We start from the raw sequence: 21,259 nt of genomic DNA, 5'->3' as shown, positions 1-21,259 counted from the left end.
GGTAATTCAATGGCATCTAGTTCGTTCGGCTTAAAGCATCATCATATTGATCTGGATTTGTTTGTGCGACTCTATGATGATTTGAGTATATTCCCCGCTGTGGCTGGGGCATTTGCCCGAATGGTTCGAAATTTGCGCGCAGAGGTTCGGGATGAATTGGTTCATTCAGATGTGCAAGCCCTGTCCGCCAGCCTACACAAAATGAAAGGGTGCTGCGCAATGATGGGAGCTGTTGATCTTGCAGAGGACATCGGTCAGCTGGAGTCTGCGTTGAAGCACAGTGATATCGCCGTCAATGTTCCACTTTTGAAGGAGGTACTATGCAATATTGGCGAAATGGAAGAGGAGGTGAATAAGATTGCCTCGAATTTTCAAGGGGCGGAATCTATAATCAAATGCGACACCCAGTCGGGGTGTTCTCAATAGCCTGTGCAGATGGGTGTGCCGAATGACAGGTCGTCAGGCGATGCGCTGCAACATATCGATGCATATGTCTTGGTTTTGGGGGGGCGGAAATTTTCATCTGTCATCTTTCGGCCATTGACTCGTTGAGCGTCTTCACAATGGGCTTGGCGATATACTGCAGTACGGTCTTTCGACCGGTCATGATTTCCACTGTTGCGGTCATACCCGGCAAAATTTCCAAGGTGGCATCAGGGCGCCCGCTGAACTGCCGGCCAGTTGTTCTCACACGCATGCGGTAATAGGGCGCCTCTCCCTGCCGAAGGTCCTCAGTTAGTGTGTCGGCACTGATGAAGTCAAGCTTTCCGGGCAAATCGCCATAAATTGTGTAATCGTAGGCATCGATTTTCACGCGTGCGTCCAGACCTGGCTTGATGAATGCGATATCGGCTGGGCGCAGCTTGGCTTCGATCAGCAGATCGTCTTCCAGCGGGACGATCTGCATGACTTCTTCGCCAGGGCGGATCACGCCGCCCTGTGTGGTGATGCGCACGTTCTTGACAACGCCGCGCACGGGCGCCCGAAGCTCGGTTTGCGCCAGCACGTCATGCCGCTGGGCCAGTGACTGTTCCACGCCCAGCAGGTCTTCCTGTACCTTGCTCAGTTCGGCCTGCGCATCTTGAAAATACTTGTTGCGCTTGTTGGTGATCTGGGACTTCATGTCGGCGATCTGCCGCTGAAGGCGCAGGATCTCGGTCTTGCTGACGTCGCCTGAGGCCACCAGTGGCAGATTCATGTCCAGTTCTTGTTGAACGAGTTGCACCATGGTGTTGATGGCCTGTGCTTCCTCTTGCAAAGCGGCTTGGCGTTTGCGCAGTAGCATGCGCTGGTTTGCCACCAAGTCTGGGTAGTCGGTGCGCAGTGCTGCTGAAAAGTTGGGTGTGCCACCGAAAACCTCCGCTTGCAAGCGCGCCATCGTGGCGGTCAGGCTGGCCGCCTTGGCCCGGGTTTCGAGGTAGGCGGTTTCGGCTCGGGTCTTCTCGATCCTGGCCAGGATCTGCTGGGCTTCTACGATGTCCCCCTCCCGAACCAGCACGGATTCGAGTGCGCCGCCTTCTTGGGACTGAATCAACTGCGTGCGGGAACTGGCAATCACAGAGCCAGGAGCGCGCGTCACCTCGTCGATCTCGGCCCAGTGCGCCCAAGCCAGAAAGCAGCCCAGTGTGAGGGCGGTCATCCACATCAGGCGACGGGAGGTGTGCAGATCTGCAGCCAAAGAGGCCGCCCGGTGTGAGCTTCGCCTGTGGGGTGTGGGTTTCACGTGAGTGTTTCCTCGTGCAGTGAACGGGCGGGTGTGTGGGCCGGCGCGGCGGTGGCGGAATTCGGTGTGACGGGGCGCATGGCACCAACGGCCGCACGGTTTTTGGCTGCCATCTGCAATTGGCGCAGCTTTTCGATCACGGCGTCGCGCGGCCCGTCGAGCATCACATGCCCCCGATCGACCACGATGATCCGGTTCACCTCTGAAAGCACGGCCGGCTTGTGGGTCACGACCACCAGCACGGCGTCCGGGGCAATCTTCTGGAACAGGTGATGCATCACCTTGGCTTCAAGCTGCGCATCCATGGACGCGGTCGGCTCGTCGAGCAACAGGATGTTGGGCTGTGCGATCAGCATGCGCGTCAGGCCGACGAGTTGACGCTGTCCACCCGACAGGCCGCGGCCGCCTTCGGATATGTCCAATTCCAGGCCCTTGGGGTGCGCCTGGATGACCTGGTCCAGGCCGGTCAGTCGGCAGGCCGCCAAGATCGTCGCGTCGCTGGGAGTGGGCAGACCCAGGGTGAGGTTGTCGCGCAGAGAGCCATTGAACAGCCGCACGTCCTGCGGCAGATAGCCAATGTGCTGCCGCATGTACTCCGGGGCGAGGTGCTGCATTTCCACGCCATCCAGAAAGACCTGGCCGGCGCCCGGCTTGTACAGGCCTGAGAGCAACTTGATGAAGGTGGTCTTGCCCGAGCCGACTGCGCCGATGATCGCAACGCGCTCCCCTGGACGGAATTCGAGCGCCGCCACTTCGAACGCCGGCTGCTGGTGTTGATAGTGGAATTTGATCTGGTCCAGACGCAAGTGGCCCTGACACTGCTCGGGCACCACCAGTCGCTGTGCAGCATCGCGGTCGCTGGGCATGGCCATGATGTCATCCAGGGACTTGAGTGCGATTTGCGCGCTCTTCCACTGAATCATGAGCTGTGGAATCTGGGCCATGGGGGCCAGGGCCCGGCCGCTGATGATGGAACAGGCGATGAGACCCCCCATGGTCAGCTCGCCCGCCGTGATGGCGTAAGCCCCTGCGGCGATCAAGCCGACATAGCTCAGCTGTTGCAGGACCTGGGTCAGGTTGGTGCCGCGACTGGTGATGGTGCGCAACGCCAACTCGCTGTCGGCCATCGACGCGCTGAGGTTGCGGTAGCGGTCGAGCATCTTCCACTCGCCAGCGCAGGCCTTGACAGACTCGATGCCGTCGATGGCTTCGATCAGCAGGCCACTCTTGCGGTTGGATTCGGCCATGTTGGCGGTGCTCAGCCGCTCGATGGGTTTGCGAAACATGAAACCAACCAGCACCGCCGTCGGGATCATGACCAGCGGGACGACCGCCACAGGGCCTGCCAGGAGGGCGATCACCCCGACGAAAAACAGGGCGAATGGCACGTCGGCCATGACGAACAGGGTCGACGTGGTCATGAACTGGCGCACCGATTCGAAATGGCGAATCTGTGATGCAAAGGTGCCCACCGTGGCCGGGCGTGCGTCCATGCGAATGTCCAGCGCCTTGCCGAAGAACACGGCCGAGAGCTCAAGATCGATGGCCTTGGATGCCTGGTCCACCATGTGGGCCCGGACCTGCTTCATCAAGAACTCCAGCCCAATGGCCAGCAGCGCACCCGCGGTGAGCACCCAGAGCGTGGCATAGCCCTTGGTGGGGACCACACGGTCATAGACCTGCATGGTGTACAGCGAGGTCATGAGCCCCACGCTGCTGATCACGAACGTAGCGAACACGGCTTCATAAAAAATGCGCCGGTGCTTGCGGATGGCGTAGGCAAACCATTGGCTGGCCGACTTGGGGGCGCCAACCTCGCCGCCGTCTTCGGCGACCGGGGTAGTGTGCAAGCACAGCACCTGTCCATTGCTTGCCGTGCTGGGGGTGATCTGACAAGCCCGACCCCGCGCATCTTCGGCCGCCAGCACACCAGATGCCAGCTTGCCCCGCAACAGCAAGACGCGCTGGCTTTCGCCGTCCACCCACAGGGCCGGGAAATCACCTGGCTGAAGTGCTGTGGCCGTCGTCTCGCGCGTGTCGGCACCGGGAAACCGGCACCGCCACATTTCGACGGCCCGCTGCGCGACCCCCAGCGAAGACAACGCCACGCCCTCCGTGGTGTTCACCAGCATGGAAAAACGGTGCTCGGGCAAGGCGGTTCCCAGCAACGCCGCCAGGCGCGACAGCAGGCCTGCACAGGTGAGCTGGATTTCGTCCACCGCATCCTTCGGGCTTTGTACGGATGCGGGGTGCTCAAGGGCGTCTCCCGACAATGTGTTGTGTTCGTCAGTCATGGATGACCTCCCCCATGGCATCGGGCTGGAGCAAGCCCGCCAGCACCACCAGGCGCAGCTTGGCGTGAAGCAAGGGCGCTTCGATGTCGGCCAGCGTGTATCGGGCGTTGGTTTTCTCGCGCTGGGCGTTGAGCACGTCCAGCCAGGTTTTTCGGCCTACCTGGAACTGCCGCAAGTACGAGGCCACCACCTCGTCAGCAGCACCCAGCAGGGCGCGGGCCGGCTCAAGCTGTTCAGACAGCGAAGAGAACTCGTTCCAGCCGGCGCGCACGCTTTGTTCCAGCTGTCGCTGGTACTGTTCCAGCCCGTCGCGCGCAGCCTGCTGGCGCGCCACGGCCGTCTCCATGGTGGACAGGCTTGAAAGCCCGGCGCCGGTCTGCATGGACAACCCCAGGAAAAGGCGCCCTCTGTCCTCGCCCGCTGGCAGGTGGCCCAGCTTGAGGTCGTAACTCAGGTGGACCTGCGGCATCAGGGCCGACCGGGTGGTATCCACCTCAGCCTGTCCCGCCTCGACCAGGGCCTGCAGATGACGGCGCTCCGGCGAATGCGCCCAGGCCGCGGACTGGAGGTCTCCGATGGACGTCGCCTGCAGATGGACAGCGCGCGGCATCGACAGCTGGCCGGGATCCGAACCCACGATCTGCGTCAGGGTCGAACGTGAGGCTTCCAGCTGTCGCTCGAATTGAAGGCGCTCCGAGATCGCCTGCTGAAGCCGTGCCCGCGCCTGCGTCGCGTCCGTGGCGGGGCTGACCTCGGCCTGCACGCGCCGCTCGATGACCTCCTGCAAACGGCGGTGTTCCGCCACATTGGCTTGTGCCGCCAGCAGCCGGGCCTTCAGGCGCAGATGTTCAAAAAAAACCTGCCCTGCTTCCAGCAGGATCGCCTGACGAGCCTGTTCCACCTTGGCTTCAGCGGCGCCCAGGTTGGCCTCGGCCCGCTTGATCTGGCCCGTCAGGCGACCGCCGGTCCACAGCGGCTGCTGTAGACGGGCAATCGCTTCGTCGGCTCCTTTTCCGGCCTGGAGTTCTGCGCTCAGTGCGGGGTAACGGCCCCAATGTGCGGTCTGCAACTCGGCAACCGCTGCGCGCGTTTCGCTGCGGCGCAATTTGACGGAAGGGTGGTTGAACTGCGCCTCGGTCAGCACCTGCGTGAGCGTCCAGTCGCGCGCTTGGGCGCCAACCGCGGCAACGCACAGCAACAGCGCTGGGAGGTATGTGGGGCGGGGCGGCGCCATGCTCAACCGAACGCCGTCACACCGGCCACCACCAGCCCATCATCATCTGTCCACCGCTGTCCTGGTTGTTCGCGCTCATCGGTCATGCTTGGCTTGGCTGTCTTCTGGAAGGCTGTGCAATCCGGCGACCCGCAGCCGTTGTCAACAGACACCAACCGCCGCACCGTCTCTGTTTAAATGAGAGTGGCATTTATATCTGATTAAATGTGAAAAAATAATAATCAATGTGGTGAAAGTGGTATTTGTTGCGTGACTGCTGGTCATCCGGCGCTCTACAAAGGCCTGCATGCTGTGAAGGTGGCCCTCCGCCCACGAAGTCAACCATGCCGCCTGCTGGGCAAGTCATGCGGTCCGCACTCCGCATCGAATGGTGTCTGCACCACCTCCACGACCCTGGCTGTGGGATGCATCTTCAGCAGCCGCTGTCGCGCGTGACTTTCATGGTGGTCCACGATCACCACGGCGCGCGATGCCGTTTCTGCCGGGGCCAAACGCCTGTCCTGGATCAGGTAGCGGAAAAAGAAGCACTTCATCGAACGTCCCCTGAAACAAGCGAGCCATCGGCTCAGTTCACGGTGTCCATTTGTGGATGGCATGCGCGTGTGACGGGGGCCGCTGCCTGTGCCTGGACATCGCACCAGAACTTGCTCAGCCACTGCATCAGCGGCGCCCAGTGCTCCCAGTCCTGTGGGGTTGGGGCAGGGCGGTCGTCAAAGATGCTTGCCCCGCTGTCCAGCAGCGCGCTGTACCGCGGGTCGTCGGGGATCACGGTCAGTAGCGACTGTCCCCACACCTCCTCGCTGCCGCGCCGCCAGCCGTCCAGCGCGCCAGTTGGCCAGCGCATCCCGACGACCGCCATCCTGCATTTGCCGCTGCTCACGCGCGGGTGGTTGAGCAACTCACGGATGAAGGGCCGAGAAGCTTCGCGATCGAACAGCGACGGCCCAACAGGCACCACGATGGCCTTGACCTGGACCAACAGCTTCGCCAGCTCGTAACCATGCAGCGCCCCGGGGGTGTCCAGAACCACGTGGGTCGTGCCACGTGGCGCCCGAAACATCTTGCTGTTGTCAACCATCCAGCTGGTGATGTGTGGCAGCGCTGGCGAACGGCGCTGCAGCCATGTGCGCATGGACTGCTGACGATCGGAGTCGCCAAGCATGACCTGCCAGCCTTGGTGGGCGCACCACGCCGCGATGTTGGTGGACAGCGTGCTTTTGCCGCTACCGCCTTTGCGATTCACGACTGCGATCGCTGGCATGTGGTTGCCTCTTAGATTGTGATAAATGTCATATTATATATGTTTGATATTTTTGTGTATCAATTTCGCGGGATGCCACCGTTGTGGTGCTAGGGCCTGGCACGCCTCGGGTCATCCTGGAACGCGACTTTGGTGGCGTGCTTGGGCCGTTGGCTGCCACCGCCACCTGCGTGGGCCGCCCGTCAGCCACTGACCGCGCCGGGTTTCGGTGGCGGGCGCCGTTGTTGCAGTTGGTGCAGGATCTCCAGCGCGTGGTCGAACCGCTCCTCCAGCTGCGTGTGGTGACGGTGCGATTGGTCCAGATGCCAGGCTGCGGCCACGTTGTCAGCGCGCACGGCAGCGCGCGCCTTGTGAATGCCATCGCGGTTGCGCACCAAAAACGCGACAGCTTCAAAGTGCTGACGTGTCAGCTCGACCAAGGTCCGCACCTTTTGCAGGATCTCCGGCGCCGGCTGGTCCCCGCTCCGGTCCGGGCGGTGCATCCATTCGGGGTTCTCTTGCCAGTCTGGCGGAACCACGCGGGTCCACAGCCGTGGGAACGCTGTCGGTCCCCGCGCCGGGTCCAGCAGCAGCCCGGGTAGCCGTTCAAAGTCTTCGCATTCGACCAGCAGTTCGTTCACTTCCTCCAGTGCTGCGTCGTCGTCCAGGCCATGCCCGGTGTCGAACACGTCGAACAGTTCAACGGCCTTCTCGGGCACAGCCGGCAAATTCATCTTCTTGAAGATGTCTGCCGGCGTCACCCGGCTCTGCGCGGCATGTGCCAGCCTGTGGTGCTCCAGCTCTTCCAGGCGCTGCTGCTTCCATGCCCAGCGTGCCATGCGTTGCACGATGAGCGTCTCGCTCGTGCCCTGTGGCTTGAAGTCGGCCATCAGCCCCTGCAGCAGGGCATCGAACGCCGCCGGGTGTTCGTTGTCCAGGGCCATTCCCATTCCTTGGGCTTCTGGGCCGCGGTGTGGGCCATGGGCTGCGGCAGTGTTGTCGGGCTGGTCGGGATCTTCCGCGTTGTGCTGGGTCACGCAGGCTGGCCTTGTGGTGTGGTGTGGGTCTTGGCGTTGCTCAGAGGCATCAGCGCCTGTGGACCTGTGGGTGTTCCACCGTCCATGTCCAGCAGCTCCGCATAAACCGCCAGCGTGTCCCGAATGACGATGCGCTCGTCAAATGCGGCCAGCACACGCGCGCGAGCAGCCGCGCCCATGCGCTGCCGCTCGGCCGGGTCGTCGTGCATCCGGGCCATGGCTTGTGCCAGGGCGTTCGCGTTTTTAGCCGGTACCAAGTAACCGTTCACCCCATCGCTCACCACCTCGCGACAGCCGGGCACGTCGGTGGTGACCAGTGGCAGGCCGCAGGCAGCCGCCTCGATCAAGCCCTTGGGCAGACCTTCGCGGTAGCTGGGCAGCACCACCACATCCACCGCCCGGTACAGCGCAGGCATGTCGTTCACGTGGCCCAGCCACTTCAGCACGCCCTCGGCCTCCCATTCGCGCACCGTGGCTTCGGGCACCGTGGCCGGGTTGCCGGCGTCGGGGGTGCCCGCCAGCAAGAAATGAATCGACCGCCCGCTGGCGCGCAACGCACGGGCTGCGGCCACGTATTCGGCCAGACCCTTGTCCCAGAGCAAACGGGCCGGCAACAGCACGCGCAGCGAGCGTGGTCGTGCATCGGCCTCGGTCGGCTCAGCCGGGTGAAAGCGCACGCAGTCCACACCCGACCCCGGGATCAGGCGCACACGTTCGGGCGCGATCAGGCCTGCCTGTTCAAACAGCGTCACATCGTCCGGGTTTTGCAGCACCAGCCGTGACCGTGACCCACCCAGCGCCAGCCGAAACAGGCCACGCACCACCGGCCGCAGCACCCTTGCCTTGGGGGCGTTGTTTGTGAATACATAACCCAGACCGGCCACCGCGCTCACTCGTGCAGGCACGCCGCCACTGCCGCGCGCCAGGCGTCCGGCCAGCGAGCCATACACCGCACACTTGATGGTGAAACCGTGCACCACGTCCACCGCCTCACGGTTCATCAGCTGGCGCAGCCAGTTGATCAACACCAGCTCGCGCAGCGGATTCAGGCTGCACCGGTCCATGGGGGCAGACACCCAGCGAAAACCCTGCGCTTGTAGTTTCGGGCCGTACGGGCCTGCGGGTGACACAAGCAACACATCGTGCCCCGCATCGCGCAGTGCGTGCGCCAAAGAACCGCGAAAGTTGTAGAGGTACCAGTCTGTGTTGGCAAACAGCATGATTTTCATGGGGTCTCCTGGTCGGGTGGGGGGAAGGGGGGCGAAAGGCAACGCCACGCAGCGCCACGCCGGCCGGTGCCGGGGGCGGGTGGGATGTAGCGGGGGACGCGGAAACGCAGCAGGCACGCCAGAGGGGCAGCGGCTGTCAGGCGCAGGCCAACCGGCAGCGGTTGGCGCCAAAGAGCAAAAAGGGCAATGAGGTGTGGCGTTCAGTGCTGGTGCACTGGGGTGCAGACCAACCAACAGGTCTGCGTGTGTGGCCTACCGGTGCGCGTAGGCAGCCAACCGGCCGGTGTAGAAACCGCTCAGCGTGCGGCCAGCCACCAGCCCAGCAGTTCTTTGAAAGCGCGGCCGCTGCCGGCCAGTGCGTCGGCACTGGGTACCCACTGCAGCAGGTCCTGGGTCGGGTTGATCACTTCAAAGTCGGTGGGCGCCGGCGTGACCGCCAGGCCGGCGCGGGCAAATTCGCGCACCGCGCGCGGCATATGCAGTGCCGATGTCACCAGCAAGGGCCGTTCAATGCCGCGTGCGCGCAGCAGCCGCATCACCCGTTCGGCATTGCTGGCGGTGTCGGCGCTTTGGTCTTCCAGCCAGATGGCCGCGGCTGGCACGCCCAGGTCTTGCAACACCTGGCGCATGGCCTGCGCTTCGCTACCGCCGCCTGTGCGCACCACCCCGCCCGAGAGCACCACCACCGGCGCCTTGCCCGCGTGGTACAGGCGCGCGGCGTGCCACAGGCGGTCGGCACTGCGGCCCATGTCGGACTCGGGCCGCAGGAGCGGCTGGGCGCCGCTCACGCCACCGCCCAGCACCACCAGGGCAGCCGCAGGGGGCAGGCGCTGCCACACCCTTTCGCCCGCACGCGCCTCCCAGGCGCCGCGCAGGCTTTCGCTCACCACCGGCAGCGACCACACCGTCAGCCACAGCCCCGCCACCAGCAGCAGGCGCCGGCCCCGGCGGGCGGTGTGGGTTTGTTTTTCGAAATCAATACTCGGCGTCTGTTCGATTGATGCTTTTGCAACGGCCGCCTGAATAATGGCTGCCGTTATGGAGTTTTGTGTCTAAATTGAATTTAGAGAACTTTATCTACGGCAAATCTAAGCACGGGATAGGGGTCTGATACCGGAAAATTACCTAGCGGTCCGGTTATTGTTAGTATGGTTATCGCAATTAATATATATTTAATTTGATTTGAAGTACCCGTCTTATTATTCCAGGTTGATATTATTCCAAGAATGGATATTGTGCCAATGTATGAAAAATACCTGTAAAGATCAGTGGCGAAATAAAAAGCTACCATCGGCAGGCACAGGCAGATGACCAGTATCCATGCCTTTGAGTGATCTATCCTCTTGTAGAGAAGATAGATTAATCTTAGCAAAAGTGAAGTGTAAAGCAGGGGAATCAGTGTTAATGCAATGTCAGTTGGTGAGAGGTTGCGAGAATTGTGTGTGGCGTCAACATTTTCCTTGATTCCTTTATATAGTTCAAAATAGCCGCTCCAAAATGGATGCTTATTGACGGCTGGGCCAAGGTATTTTGAAATAATCTCCTCGTACCAAAGTCTATCTGGAGGATTTTGTGCTGCATAGATTAGAATTGCCACAATGAGTGTGGGTGCGGCTGAATATAGAAGTAGTTTCCAAATAAGACCAACAAAAGATTGCGGCATCTCTTTTGTATAATTAAGTCTAAGTACTATTAATGAAGGGATAAAAAAATATACACCTCATGCAGCATCACGCCAGTGCAAAGTGCGATGATAAAAAGGAGGTTGCTGATATTGAACAAAAATATGGCAAGTGTGAGGATGGCAAGAGTTGCATCCATGCTTCCTGTTTCATATCCATAATGCAAAACAAGTGCGGGAGAAAAAATATTGCGTATATTAATGCGCGGTTCTCAATTTGATTTTTCACCAGCAATCGACAAATAAGCCCAATTAATAATATTAGTTTGCAGGAGTGATAGAGGAAGGCAAATCGGTATGGGTTTTCAAATGCCAAAGATAAGCCTGTGGCTTTGAGGATCGTTCCCTCAAGAGCTCTCTTGACAAATCCGAGGTCTTGATAGCTAACAAACAAATACCATATTCGTCCAAATGATTCGAGGCCGAGAGGCGTTACGAGCCACCTGTTAGTTATCGAAATAGCAGTGATCATGCATAGGAGCGCGACAAGTCTTCTATAGTTGACTGTGTTCATATAGATGAATGTTTAACCAAAAAAGATCTCAAATCGGTGATTGTTGATGCATGCATGATCTAAATTGACAGGCGGAAGCACTTTTGAAGTGCATGTCAGAAAAGCACCTCAAGCGGGTAAAAGCGGTAGGGCAGCCAGGCAAATGCGTGCGTGGCGAAATTCAGCCAGACAAATTGCACCGTGGCGTAATACCCCAGCACCGCCACCACCCAGCCCTGGTTGGCCGCGCGTGGGTGGCCCAGCACTTCGGGCAGGTGGGCAAACACCATCAGCTGCAGGGGCAGCAGGTACAGGCCCACCCGGTCCACCGCCGTACTCGACGGGCTCAAAAGATACAAAGCCATCAGCAACATCGATGCCCACGCCAGCCAGTACCACAGGCGCTGCTGCGCATGGGGCAGCGTCTTTGCAAGCCGCGGGTAATGCCACAGCAGCAAGGCGGCCGGCAAAGCGTTCATCAGCAGCCGCACCAGTGCGCCTTCTGACTGGTATTCCGCCTCCAGGTAGCCGCTGCGCAGGGCGTCCACCGAATCTTCCAGCAGCAGGCTGTAGGCCAGTGCCACTACCAGGCCCACCCACACGGTGGCCCAGGTGCGGTTGCGGGTGGCGGCCAGCGCCGCCATGGGCAGCAGCAGCACGGCAGACTTGTGGAACGTGGCGCCCAGCACCGTCCACACCACAAAGGTCAACAACTGCCCGCGCCCCAGCCCTACCAGCCCCGCCATCAGGCAACCCAGCGCCACACCCTGGCGGCTGTAGCCCATGCCCAGAATGATCACCAGGTACGGCACCGCCACCGCCAGCGCCAGCCAGGGCCGGGGCAATTCGCGGCAAAAGCGCAGCAGCCCAAAGCTGAACACGGCGGCCGCCATCAGGTTGACGCCGTGCATGCCCCAATCGTTCTGGAACGCCAGCCATTCGAGCAGGCGGTAACCGGGGTCGTTCCACCACCAGTCAGCGTGGTGCGACTCGTAGCCCACCGCGTTGAAATGGCCTAGGTAGCTCACCCAGTCGCCCCCCACCTCGTGCCGCCAACCCACCAGCAGCGCCAGGGCCAGGCCCGCCAAGGCCCAGCCCAGCGGCACCGGCGCGCCTTGACTGGTAGCCAGACCAGCCGGCCGTTGCCTCACTTCTTGCCAGGCCATATAAGCCGGCACCAAAAACATCAACCAATAGGGCCACATATCAGGGGGTCGCTCAGGGAATCGTTCAAAAAAATCAAACCGCGGCCGTGGCCATGGCGGGTGCCGTCGGGTTGTGGGTGGGCGTCAGGTGGGGCCTTGTGCCTGCAGCCAGGCCTGGAACATCAGCACCGCCCACAGCCGGGCGGTGTGGTCGCGCCGGCCGCTCAGGTGTTCGGCCCAGGCCTGGCGTATGGGGGTGGGGTGCAAATAGCCTTCAGCGCGCAGGCGCGCTTCGCTCAACAGGTCTTCGGCCCAGGGGCGCAACGGGCCGCGCAGCCACGGGCCGATGGGAACGGCAAAGCCCGCCTTGGGCCGTTCGATCAGTTCACGCGGTACGTGCTGGTACAGCACCTGGCGTAGCGCCCACTTGCCCACGTTGCCGCGCACCTTCATGTGCAGCGGCATGCACCAGGCCAGTTCCACCACCCGGTGGTCCAGAAAGGGCACCCGCGTCTCCAGGCTGGTGGCCATGGCGGCACGGTCCACCTTGCACAAAATGTCGTCGGGCAGGTAGCTCATGCTGTCGCGGTACATCATGGGCAGCGGGTCGTCTTGCAGCCCGGTGGGGGGCAGCGGGTCGTCCAGCAGGCTGGCCGGCTCCTGCACGGCACCACCGTCTGCCCCCCGCACCAGTGCGGCCGGGTCCGCCCATTCCGACACCAGGCTGCGGTACACACCATCAAGGTTGTGCACCGTTTGCAGGCGGTCAGCCAGCTTGTGCAGCTTGTCGCCCAGGCGGGCCACGCCGCCTCGTGAGCCCATGAACGGTGCGCCTAGGCTGTTCCATGCTGCCACCGGCACGCTCGCCATCGCATGGCCCAGGCCGTGGCGCAGGGGGGCTGGCAGCGCACCCAGCCGGTTCCAGATGCGAGGGCCCCAAAAATAACGGTTGTACCCCCCCAGCAGCTCGTCGCCGGCATCGCCGCTCAGCGCCACCGTCACGTGCTGGCGCGCGGCCCGGCACACCAGGTGGGTGGGTATTTGCGAGGCATCGGCAAACGGCTCGTCGTACATCCACGGCAGCGTGGGTATCACGTCTTGCGCCATCTGCGCGGTCACGCGCATTTCGTGGTGGTCGGTGCCCAGGTGGCGGGCCACGGCCAGGGCGTACGGGGCTTCGTCAAACCCCGCTTCGTCAAAGCCGATGGTGAAGGTCTTCACCGGCCGGGTGGCCTGGCGCTGCATCAGCGCCACGATGGTGCTCGAATCCACCCCGCCCGACAAAAATGCCCCCAGCGGCACATCGGCCAGGGCCTGCATGGCCACGGCTTCGCTCAGCCGGTGTTCCAGCAAGCGCACCGCCTGGGTGTCGTCGGTCACCGGGTTGCGTGCACCGGCCTGCACCACGTCGGCCAGTGCCCACCAGCGCTGCACGCGCAGGCTGCCGTGGGCCTGGCCTGGCCGCAGCGGCTGCTCGGGTGCATCCACTGGTGGCTGGCCCTGCACCGTCAGCAGGCAACCCGGCTCCAGCTTGTAAATGCCCTGGTACATACTGCGCGGCGCCGGCACATACATGAAGCGCAGGTACTGCGTCAGCGCCTGCCGGCACACCGGGTTGGCAAACCCCGGGTAAGCCCGCAAGGCCTTGAGTTCGGAGCCAAAGGCAAAGGCCCGGTCTTCACCACGCCCCACCCAGCCGTAGTACAGCGGCTTTTCACCCATACGGTCACGCGCCAGCGTCAGCGTGCGGGTTTGCCTGTCCCATAGTGCAATGGCAAACATGCCCACGCAGCGCTGCAAAGTGGTTTCAATGCCCCAGTGCTCAAAACCGGCCAGCAAGGTCTCGGTGTCTGAATGCCCGCGCCACTGTCTTGCTCCCTCTCCCACTGGGAGCGGGCCGGGGTGAGGGCTCCCCGTTCCCGCCCCCAACCCAGCCCCCTCCAGCTCTGCCCGTAATTGCAGATGGTTATAAATCTCGCCGTTGAAGGCGATCACGTAGCGGCCGGATGCCGAGGCCATGGGCTGGTGCCCGGCGGCGGACAGGTCGACGATGGACAGGCGCCGGTGCCCAAGGGCCAAACCCTCGACTTCGTCGACATCGGCGCCTGCATCGTCTGGCCCACGGTGATGCAGAGCATCTGTCATGGCGTGCATGGCGTCTCTCAACACCATCGGCGCTCTGTCTTTTGTCAGGGCCATGAGCCCCGTGATTCCACACATGTTGTTTCCCTCTGTCTTGTATTTCTTAAAGTGGCCTCAATGCCCATTGCTCAAAATCGGCAGGTAAGGTCTCGGTGTCCGAATGCCCGCGCCAGGCTGGCGCAGCAGCGGTGGGTTGCAACTCGGCGCGCAACGCTAGGTGGTTGCAAATTTCGCCATTGAAGGCGATGGCGAAGCGCACTCATTCGAGACCATGGGCTGGTGCCCGGCGGCCGACAGTTCGACGATGGCCTGGCGACGGTGCCCGAGGGCCACACCGACTGCTTCATCGGCCTAGGCGCTGGCGTCGTCCGGACCGCGGTGGGTGACGGCCGCGACCATGCGGGTGGCCACCGCTATTGAAGACTCAGGACGCGCGTCGCCCGGCTGAAAGAAACCAGCAAATTCGCACATCAGTGGTCTTGCGCCATTTTGGGTTCAAAAATCCCGCGGCATGCACTCAAGACCGATTCCGCATATAGCGGTTGATCGGCCAAAGTCGCCACAGCCCTTCGGCTCATTGCTTGGTAGCGCTGCCCATCGCTCAGCATTTCAATAATCAATTTCACGGCGTCCTCATCGCGGTCAACGATTAACGCATTTTTTTCATGCACGCAATAACGCCCGATCTCGCCCACGGCCGTCACAACAGGCACGAGGCCCAATTGCATGGCCTCAACCACCGACAAGGCCATACCTTCGCTCACACTGGTTTGCAAATAAAAAGCGAATCCACGAGCCAATGAAAAAATATCTGGCTGTGCCATGGCGCCGTGAAAATGCACGCATGGCTGCAAACCCAAACGAGTCACTTCCTCATCCAGTGCAGCACGTTCACCGCCATCAGGGCCGACGATGTGAAACGCCGCACCAGATTGTGTCTCTCGCACTCTAGCGAATAGCCGTAAAGCCCGGATCAACCCTTTTTGTGGGTGCAAGCGACCCCAAAAAATAAAGCTTGGGCCTACTGGCCGTTCAACCGGTGCAGAGAGACGATGAACCAGAAAAGAGATCACCCGTGTCCGTCTGCGCAAGACCTTGGGCACCCGGGTGACCAGGGTGGTCTGTGAATCGCACCAGATTTCACGAGATAGGAGCATGGCCAGCCGATTCAACGCCCAATCAAGCCAATGGACATCCACGGGCAAATGCAAAAAAGTCACCACCGGGGTACGCGGACGCAACAGCTTGAAAGCAATCAACACCGCACAACTGCGCCACAAAGACGCCACGAGCACATCCGGATTGCGGGCACACAATGTCCTGAGAGCCGCCCAATAGGCAAGCGGATGGTTCTCGGAGGTGTACGTGTTGGTGTCAGGGTGGTCAGATTTGTCGACCAGATAAAGCTTGGAGAAATCGATGTCGTCGTAAACCCCATCCACCAATGAGCGTGCAGCAGTTTCAACGCCACCAATGCCATCATAGGGAATGGCATGAACAACTTTTATACGACTACTGCAAGACATTTTCGCCTATGAGTTTTTCGTATGATTTAACGATGTTCGCAACGGAATAGTTTTTAAGCGCGTAACTCCTTGCGCATTCACGAAACCTATCAGCCATCAATGGATTAAGAACGAGTCCATCGATTTTTTTGACCAAGTCGTTTTCATCGCCCGGCGCATACAGAAGTCCCAGGTTAGGTAAAATCATGTTGTTTACGCCTGCGACATTCGATGCAATAACCGGAAGTCCACAGGAAATAGCTTGCATGAGTGCAGTGCTCATCGTTTCACCATGCGTGCAATGTACATAGATGTCGAGCCTTTGCAAAAGGGCCCGCAGATTGGCCTGATCAAGCATCCCATGCAGAGTCACTACTTTGCCGAGTCCGTACGCGTCAATCATTTGCTTGATGGCTTCGTAGGTACTCCCGTCCCCACCAATATGAAGATGGAAACTTTTACTTGGATGTCTATCGCGAATCAAGGCAAAAGCCTTGATAAGTGTGGGGTGATCTTTATTTGACTGCAGTCGAGACTGCATTCCAATATGAATTGTTCCATCGACGCTGCGGGAATTCGGGGCGGGTGAATAAAAATCAACATCGAGACCATTTGGAATGATGCCAACCTTTTGTGATCGGACAAGCTTTCCCAAATACAACGCAGCGCCTTGTGCAGCTTCTTCCGTGAGGTGGACAATTCGATCCGCAAACTGGTGCGCGATTGCCAGCATCAACCATTCACGCCGTGACTTAAGATCATTGGCCTGAGTTTCCCTGAGCAGCACGAAAGTTTTTCTGCGGCCGATGCAGAGTGCCTTGAGAAGCACAATTGCGGGCGTAGCGGCCAAGCCATGGACAAACAGTATGTTTGTATTCAAATCCGCCAATCGCCTGAAAATTTGATATTGGAATTTCAGGTTGCCCTTGCCAAGCGCCTTTGGGATATACAGATTATCTATTTTTAATTCATCGCACTGCCGAAGATAATCGGGAGGGGGTGGCTCCACACCAGCGAAAATAATACTGTGCTGGTCCGTGCGCAGCAACCCACCCCTTAAAAGACTAAAAAGTACCGCACTGTGTCCGCCAAGACCTGAATAAAGGACGTGAGTCACACGCATTTTGGAATTCAGCGCCATTTGTATGATTGAGGAGCAATCTGATTAGAGGTAAGGGCTGGGTGATTGCCTTGTGTGACTTTTTTATGGTGTGGATGATTTTGCCAGGCCGAAACTTTCGCCTTCTCTCGGGTTGGTCTCAGAAAAAATTTCAAGCCACCTCAAGCCCAATGGCTTCTGCAAATTGCCCGGCAATCATTTCTGGCTTAAATCGATCGGCTGCAGCCCGCTGCATTGATGGATTGCAGTATTTGGCAAAGCCGGATTGAATGGCTGTAGCCAATGCAATTGGGTTTTCAGTAGGCGTTATGAGTCCGTGGGTGTTATCCCCAAGAATGTCATGCACCCCCTCGCCACAGTCTGTGCTCACGATTCGCAGCCCGACATACAAAGCCTCAATTAAAACGGTAGGCAATCCTTCTGAATCAGAGGTGAGTACCAGCATGTCCGATGCAGCCATCGATGCATACGGATTGCTCTGGAAGCCGAGAAAATTCACACTCTTATTCAGGCCGAGTTCGGATGCGCGCCTCTCTAGAGTTGGTCTTAGCCTGCCTTCTCCAACAAAATCCAGGACATAGCCAGAATGTTTGGGCAGCAGAGAAAATGCCTCCAGCATTAGGCTTGGGTTTTTTGGGGCATCAAGTCGACCAACCCAAATCAATTTTTTTAGACCGGCGCCATTGCTGGGCGCTGGCAAATTGATTGGCGGCGCAATTGGATTGAAGATAGTTGAGACTTTATGTCGCAGACCCACAGTATTCTTCAATACATTGGCTGCCACGCCCGATGACACCGCGACTACGCGAGTCGCCAACCGGTAGAGAATGGAAGAGGAGATTGCGTACAGCCAAGCCGGACTGCTTCGCGTGGGGGGCGAATGCTCCCATGCGATCAATTTTGTTCGGGGATTTGCTAAGCGCGAGAGGCAGGCGCAAAGATTCAGCTTCCAGAAGCTTGAAATTAATGCATCAGACCGATGGCGCAATAGGTGGCGTGCCAGTTTGCCGGGCAACATCCAGGTCCTACTGCATTCAAGATCAACCACATTGAAGTGCCGAATTGCTTCAGACAGAAATTCTCCCTCGAAGCTCATCAAAAGAAAATCAACTTCCAGGCCTTTTGCTTTGAACGCATGTGCAAGATTCAAGGCCACGCGCTCTCCGCCGCCAAATTTAAGACTGGGTAGCAAAAATGCAACTTTTTTTGTCTGTGCCATTTCCAATCCTGCTTGATTCAATTTGCATCAACTCCATTTGTTAACTCGGTGGTGGTGATGTGTGCTGCATTCTTTCCGTCAAGGAACGCCCGGTGTGTTTTACGCACCTTGCCCTGCAAGCGATCTTTAATGGCCATGGCACAAGCCAATGGAAAAGCCAGCCAAAAATCAAGTGCTTTGGAATTGGAATCCCATAGTTGCTGCATCTCGCGCAGGGAAATTTCACCATGCAAGCTGTAGCGGATAAAAGTGATCAAGCGCCAGGCTCGCACCCTCCATGGCCTCGGGTACGAACGCAGATTCCGGACCGATGTGGCCAAGGCGTGTGCGCGCCCCCGACTGTAGCTCATGTTTCCGCTGAAAGAGATGGCATGTTCAGATCTGTACTCCACCATCTTTAGAACTTCTGGGATCAGTCGGGTCGCACGATGTCCAATTGTTGTCCATACAACACTCTCTGGAATGACCAGATCAACCTCAGGGAAGGGGTGTTCCTTGAGGGCATCTGCACGCGCAACAAACAGCATGTCCCCCGTGAGGCAATGAGTGCCCACAAGATCATTCCAACTCACATCCCTTGCACTTATATTTGCAATGGGATTGGCAATAGTACCCGCTTCGGTAGAAGCCAATGCAGTCAGCCCGACGAATCCATCTTTTGATTCTTGGGGAATGGCGCACCAAGCATGCCATAAGCTTGTCGTGGCATTTGGCAGCAGCCAGTCATCGGAATCACACCAGAGGACCAGTTCACCCTTGGCCTGTCGAACTGCTTCGTTGTCCATCCTCGCCTTGCCGACATGTTTGTCGGCCCGGATATAGGTGACAGGGAAATTCGACTGTGCCGCGAGTAACCGAACGACCTCTTCGGTTTCGTCCGTAGAACCATCGTCAGCAACGATCCACTCAAAATTCCTGAAGGTTTGACTGTTCAGGCCACGCCAAACGCGTTCAAGGTAAGCCGCCCGGTTCCATGAAGGCGTGAGAATAGAAAATATCGGCATTGTATTTTTCGATTTCACCGCTCAATGAATAGCCCCGACAGTGAAAGCAATATCTTTCAACAAAGACTTCCAGCCGAGCGAACTGATTTTCGGACCGGTGTAGGCATTCGTTTTGAGAAGTTTGGCAAACACCCAGATCTTGGACATCCGACTTTGTTGAGCGTACAAGTTGCCTCGGAGAAACGCGTTGTTGGCGAGTTTTGAAAAACTCTTGGATGCCACATGGAGACGCCGCTTGGTTATGCTAATCGGTACATTGTCTGCTATATTTTTCAAGCACTCAGCGGTCTCTTTTGCCATGTTTCCGAGCAGTATGTACGGTTCAGGCGTCAGGGCGGTTTTGGCAATGCGCACCTCCCCCATCCATTTCATGGGTCCGGGTGGCCGTGTTAACGAGTTTTCATGCCTGCGCCAAATCGCGAGTGGTTCGCTTATGAACGCCATATCACCCAGAGCATTGGCAAGCAGTCCGATCCACTGATCATGTCCTGGGGGCACTGAGGCATTTTCACGATGAATCCTGGGTCTTAGTGTTGCATCAATTTCATTTATTAATTTGTTGCGGAAGATCATTGAAAATCCGACAATGCAAAAATAGCCAAAATTACTAGCTCTTTTGTCGCGGCTATCTCGTTGGAAATTTGGAAGTCGTTGCCCTGTCGGCTCAAGCCTGTCGTTTGCCACCAACGAGGTGTGGCCGATCAACATCAATTCATGGTCTGCTTGACTTCGAATGGTTTGAGTCACCCGCTCAAATTTTCTAGGCATCCAGACATCATCTTGATCGCAAAATGCGATCCAGTCGCCCTGGCACAGTCTGGCTGCCTTCAGAAAGTTATCTGAATACCCCAGGTTCGTTTCATTGATATGGATGTTGACCGGAAAAGGTGCGGTGGCTGCAAATTCGCGGATGATCTGAACCGTGCCATCTTTAGAGCCGTCGTCGCACACGACGAGTTCGTAAGGGAGTGCCGTTTGCTTTGCCAAGCTGTCCAGTTGTTCCCGCAGGTATTTTTCCCCGTTGTAGGTGGCCATGGCCACGGAGATTCTTGTCGGCATCACTGGGTTCCTTTCAAATTTGATTCATCCCGGTAGGCAATCACCGTCAAAAACTCCTGGACGCTGGGGTCAATTATCTGGCGCAACCGACCAACGACAACCGCCCATTCCTTCGCCAGCGATAGCTTCGGCACTTGATCAGGCGAGTGACCTGAGCGTATTGCCTCGCTAGCCAACGTCATGGATCGCAGGGGATTCGAACTCGCCTTGTTGACGAGTTTCTTGAATCCTGCCGCTTTGAGTGCTGTGGCCAAAGATTTTTGATTGAATAGAACCAAATGTCTTGGTGCTTCAATACCCCTCCAATTGGGGCCGTATCGCTGGTGACCCAGGCTGTTGATGTTGGGGGTGGCAAGCCAGAGTTGGCCCTTTGGTTTGAGAAGGCGATGGCAAGCTTGCAGTGTCAAAACGGGGTCAGGTACATGCTCAATGACATGATTGAGGGTGATCACGTCAAACAAAGCTTCGTGTTCAGAAAACCGCTCAAGTCCGCCTTGCAAAACATCGAGCCCTTGGTTGTGGCAGTTTTTCACTGCTGAAGGGTCCGGGTCGACGCCCGTCACGTTCCAGCCTGCGGATTGGGCCACACGGAGGAACGCCCCGCTTCCGCATCCAACATCCAGCAGCGTGCCGCCGCCCTCAGGGTGTCTTGGCAGATGACGGTATTCACTGGCCAGCCTATTGCGTTGCCCCCATAAGGGCGCAAACATGAATAGGCCTAATCTTGAAGACGGGTGTTCCCTTGTTGAATACCGCCAGTTGGTGTAGCCGTTGACGAGCCGGCGGCGCAGTTTTCGCACCGGGCTCAGGCTGGTGTATGCATCTTTGGCTGCCGTTACCTGGTGGGTGTAGTAACTGGCATAGGCGCGGTGAATCGAGTCCTTGCTGGGGCGTGGATCGAGGTAAGCCCCCCCACAGTGGGCACAGCCATGCAAGGACCATTTGCCAGGCGCGACAAAGAAAGCGTTGTCCACCAGATCCTCATGCAGGTTGGAGCGCTCGGTACCGCCACAGATGGGGCAGACCGGCACACGATCGAGATCGCCCGGCGGCCAGTCTTGGTTCCACGGTGCATTGGCAGACAGGATGGGTTCACTCATTGGATTGTTCGGTTTTCAATCAATTGTTGGCACG

The 21,259-nt window shown here is 58.7% G+C and carries 20 protein-coding genes; 2 read left to right on the top strand and 18 right to left on the bottom strand.

The features are described 5' to 3' along the window. Positions 1 to 9: 9 nt before the first annotated feature. Positions 10 to 426 carry an Hpt domain-containing protein gene (locus RMP09_RS04560; protein WP_310564817.1) on the top strand — a complete coding sequence of 139 codons (417 nt, stop codon included), beginning with the start codon at positions 10 to 12 and terminating at the stop codon, positions 424 to 426. A gap of 100 nt (positions 427 to 526) precedes the next feature. Here the strand turns inward: RMP09_RS04560 and RMP09_RS04555 are convergent, their stop codons facing one another. The 12 genes from RMP09_RS04555 to RMP09_RS04500 form a co-directional block, all read right to left on the bottom strand. After that, positions 527 to 1,723, bottom strand: coding sequence for an HlyD family type I secretion periplasmic adaptor subunit (locus tag RMP09_RS04555; RefSeq protein ID WP_310564816.1), 1,197 nt, complete (start codon positions 1,721 to 1,723; stop codon positions 527 to 529). Beyond that, entirely contained in the window at positions 1,720 to 4,017 is a 2,298-nt protein-coding gene (locus RMP09_RS04550) for a type I secretion system permease/ATPase (protein ID WP_310564815.1), read from the bottom strand. Before RMP09_RS04550 ends, RMP09_RS04555 begins: the two co-directional genes overlap by 4 nt. After that, positions 4,010 to 5,215, bottom strand: a complete 1,206-nt coding sequence (locus RMP09_RS04545) for a TolC family protein (RefSeq protein WP_310564814.1) — start codon at positions 5,213 to 5,215, stop codon at positions 4,010 to 4,012. The genes RMP09_RS04550 and RMP09_RS04545 overlap by 8 nt, the downstream gene beginning before the upstream one ends. Before the next feature lie 353 nt (positions 5,216 to 5,568). After that, positions 5,569 to 5,784: a hypothetical protein gene (locus RMP09_RS04540; RefSeq protein WP_310564813.1), complete on the bottom strand. Its 216-nt coding sequence runs from the start codon at positions 5,782 to 5,784 to the stop codon at positions 5,569 to 5,571. 32 nt (positions 5,785 to 5,816) lie between these two features. Further along, on the bottom strand, positions 5,817 to 6,512 hold the full coding sequence (locus RMP09_RS04535) for a ParA family protein (RefSeq protein ID WP_310564812.1): 696 nt from the start codon (positions 6,510 to 6,512) through the stop codon (positions 5,817 to 5,819). Between the two features lie 182 nt (positions 6,513 to 6,694). Beyond that, complete coding sequence (locus tag RMP09_RS04530; RefSeq protein WP_310564811.1) at positions 6,695 to 7,435, bottom strand: hypothetical protein; 741 nt, start codon at positions 7,433 to 7,435, stop codon at positions 6,695 to 6,697. Positions 7,436 to 7,524: 89 nt separating this feature from the next. Further along, the gene (locus RMP09_RS04525) at positions 7,525 to 8,757 is read right to left on the bottom strand and encodes a glycosyltransferase family 4 protein (protein ID WP_310564810.1); all 1,233 of its coding nucleotides are present in this window, start codon (positions 8,755 to 8,757) and stop codon (positions 7,525 to 7,527) included. 296 nt (positions 8,758 to 9,053) lie between these two features. Then, positions 9,054 to 9,683, bottom strand: coding sequence for a YdcF family protein (locus RMP09_RS04520; RefSeq protein WP_310564809.1), 630 nt, complete (start codon positions 9,681 to 9,683; stop codon positions 9,054 to 9,056). A 137-nt stretch (positions 9,684 to 9,820) separates the two neighbouring features. After that, positions 9,821 to 10,420: a hypothetical protein gene (locus RMP09_RS04515; RefSeq protein ID WP_310564808.1), complete on the bottom strand. Its 600-nt coding sequence runs from the start codon at positions 10,418 to 10,420 to the stop codon at positions 9,821 to 9,823. A gap of 627 nt (positions 10,421 to 11,047) precedes the next feature. Further along, on the bottom strand, positions 11,048 to 12,097 hold the full coding sequence (locus RMP09_RS04510) for an EpsG family protein (RefSeq protein ID WP_310564807.1): 1,050 nt from the start codon (positions 12,095 to 12,097) through the stop codon (positions 11,048 to 11,050). A gap of 123 nt (positions 12,098 to 12,220) precedes the next feature. Further along, complete coding sequence (gene asnB / locus RMP09_RS04505; protein WP_409559683.1) at positions 12,221 to 14,296, bottom strand: asparagine synthase (glutamine-hydrolyzing); 2,076 nt, start codon at positions 14,294 to 14,296, stop codon at positions 12,221 to 12,223. Positions 14,297 to 14,321: 25 nt separating this feature from the next. Then, the gene (locus tag RMP09_RS04500) at positions 14,322 to 14,477 is read right to left on the bottom strand and encodes a hypothetical protein (protein ID WP_310564806.1); all 156 of its coding nucleotides are present in this window, start codon (positions 14,475 to 14,477) and stop codon (positions 14,322 to 14,324) included. Positions 14,478 to 14,497: 20 nt separating this feature from the next. On the opposite strand from RMP09_RS04500, the gene RMP09_RS04495 reads away from it, so the two are divergent. Beyond that, the gene (locus RMP09_RS04495) at positions 14,498 to 14,638 is read left to right on the top strand and encodes a hypothetical protein (protein ID WP_310564805.1); all 141 of its coding nucleotides are present in this window, start codon (positions 14,498 to 14,500) and stop codon (positions 14,636 to 14,638) included. 50 nt (positions 14,639 to 14,688) lie between these two features. On the opposite strand, the gene RMP09_RS04490 is transcribed toward RMP09_RS04495, so the two are convergent. The 6 genes from RMP09_RS04490 to RMP09_RS04465 form a co-directional block, all read right to left on the bottom strand. Next, positions 14,689 to 15,744, bottom strand: a complete 1,056-nt coding sequence (locus RMP09_RS04490; RefSeq protein WP_310564804.1) for a glycosyltransferase family 4 protein — start codon at positions 15,742 to 15,744, stop codon at positions 14,689 to 14,691. Beyond that, positions 15,731 to 16,864 carry a glycosyltransferase family 4 protein gene (locus tag RMP09_RS04485; protein ID WP_310564803.1) on the bottom strand — a complete coding sequence of 378 codons (1,134 nt, stop codon included), beginning with the start codon at positions 16,862 to 16,864 and terminating at the stop codon, positions 15,731 to 15,733. The genes RMP09_RS04490 and RMP09_RS04485 overlap by 14 nt, the downstream gene beginning before the upstream one ends. Positions 16,865 to 16,994: 130 nt before the next feature. Next, the gene (locus RMP09_RS04480) at positions 16,995 to 18,062 is read right to left on the bottom strand and encodes a glycosyltransferase (RefSeq protein ID WP_310564802.1); all 1,068 of its coding nucleotides are present in this window, start codon (positions 18,060 to 18,062) and stop codon (positions 16,995 to 16,997) included. Between the two features lie 17 nt (positions 18,063 to 18,079). Beyond that, positions 18,080 to 19,084: a glycosyltransferase family 2 protein gene (locus RMP09_RS04475; protein WP_310564801.1), complete on the bottom strand. Its 1,005-nt coding sequence runs from the start codon at positions 19,082 to 19,084 to the stop codon at positions 18,080 to 18,082. 3 nt (positions 19,085 to 19,087) lie between these two features. Continuing rightward, the gene (locus RMP09_RS04470; RefSeq protein WP_310564800.1) at positions 19,088 to 20,125 is read right to left on the bottom strand and encodes a glycosyltransferase; all 1,038 of its coding nucleotides are present in this window, start codon (positions 20,123 to 20,125) and stop codon (positions 19,088 to 19,090) included. Then, positions 20,125 to 21,225, bottom strand: a complete 1,101-nt coding sequence (locus tag RMP09_RS04465; protein WP_310564799.1) for a class I SAM-dependent methyltransferase — start codon at positions 21,223 to 21,225, stop codon at positions 20,125 to 20,127. Before RMP09_RS04465 ends, RMP09_RS04470 begins: the two co-directional genes overlap by 1 nt. Between the last annotated feature and the right edge of the window lie 34 nt (positions 21,226 to 21,259).

Origin of the sequence: Hydrogenophaga sp., from assembly GCF_031426985.1 — a bacterium.
Classification (GTDB): Bacteria; Pseudomonadota; Gammaproteobacteria; order Burkholderiales; family Burkholderiaceae_C; genus Hydrogenophaga.
This window is presented reverse-complemented; position numbering and strand designations above follow the sequence as displayed.

Excerpts from the sequence above, each read along its gene's own strand:
- RMP09_RS04560 (WP_310564817.1), top strand. The coding sequence starts at position 10 with ATGGCATCTAGTTCGTTCGGCTTAAAGCATCATCATATTGATCTGGAT.
- RMP09_RS04550 (WP_310564815.1), bottom strand. The coding sequence starts at position 4,017 with ATGACTGACGAACACAACACATTGTCGGGAGACGCCCTTGAGCACCCC.
- RMP09_RS04540 (WP_310564813.1), bottom strand. The coding sequence starts at position 5,784 with ATGAAGTGCTTCTTTTTCCGCTACCTGATCCAGGACAGGCGTTTGGCC.
- RMP09_RS04535 (WP_310564812.1), bottom strand. The coding sequence starts at position 6,512 with ATGCCAGCGATCGCAGTCGTGAATCGCAAAGGCGGTAGCGGCAAAAGC.
- RMP09_RS04530 (WP_310564811.1), bottom strand. The coding sequence starts at position 7,435 with ATGGCCCTGGACAACGAACACCCGGCGGCGTTCGATGCCCTGCTGCAG.
- RMP09_RS04525 (WP_310564810.1), bottom strand. The coding sequence starts at position 8,757 with ATGAAAATCATGCTGTTTGCCAACACAGACTGGTACCTCTACAACTTT.
- RMP09_RS04515 (WP_310564808.1), bottom strand. The coding sequence starts at position 10,420 with ATGCCGCAATCTTTTGTTGGTCTTATTTGGAAACTACTTCTATATTCA.
- RMP09_RS04510 (WP_310564807.1), bottom strand. The coding sequence starts at position 12,097 with ATGGCCTGGCAAGAAGTGAGGCAACGGCCGGCTGGTCTGGCTACCAGT.
- asnB (WP_409559683.1), bottom strand. The coding sequence starts at position 14,296 with ATGTGTGGAATCACGGGGCTCATGGCCCTGACAAAAGACAGAGCGCCG.
- RMP09_RS04490 (WP_310564804.1), bottom strand. The coding sequence starts at position 15,744 with ATGTCTTGCAGTAGTCGTATAAAAGTTGTTCATGCCATTCCCTATGAT.
- RMP09_RS04485 (WP_310564803.1), bottom strand. The coding sequence starts at position 16,864 with ATGGCGCTGAATTCCAAAATGCGTGTGACTCACGTCCTTTATTCAGGT.
- RMP09_RS04480 (WP_310564802.1), bottom strand. The coding sequence starts at position 18,062 with ATGGCACAGACAAAAAAAGTTGCATTTTTGCTACCCAGTCTTAAATTT.
- RMP09_RS04470 (WP_310564800.1), bottom strand. The coding sequence starts at position 20,125 with ATGCCGACAAGAATCTCCGTGGCCATGGCCACCTACAACGGGGAAAAA.
- RMP09_RS04465 (WP_310564799.1), bottom strand. The coding sequence starts at position 21,225 with ATGAGTGAACCCATCCTGTCTGCCAATGCACCGTGGAACCAAGACTGG.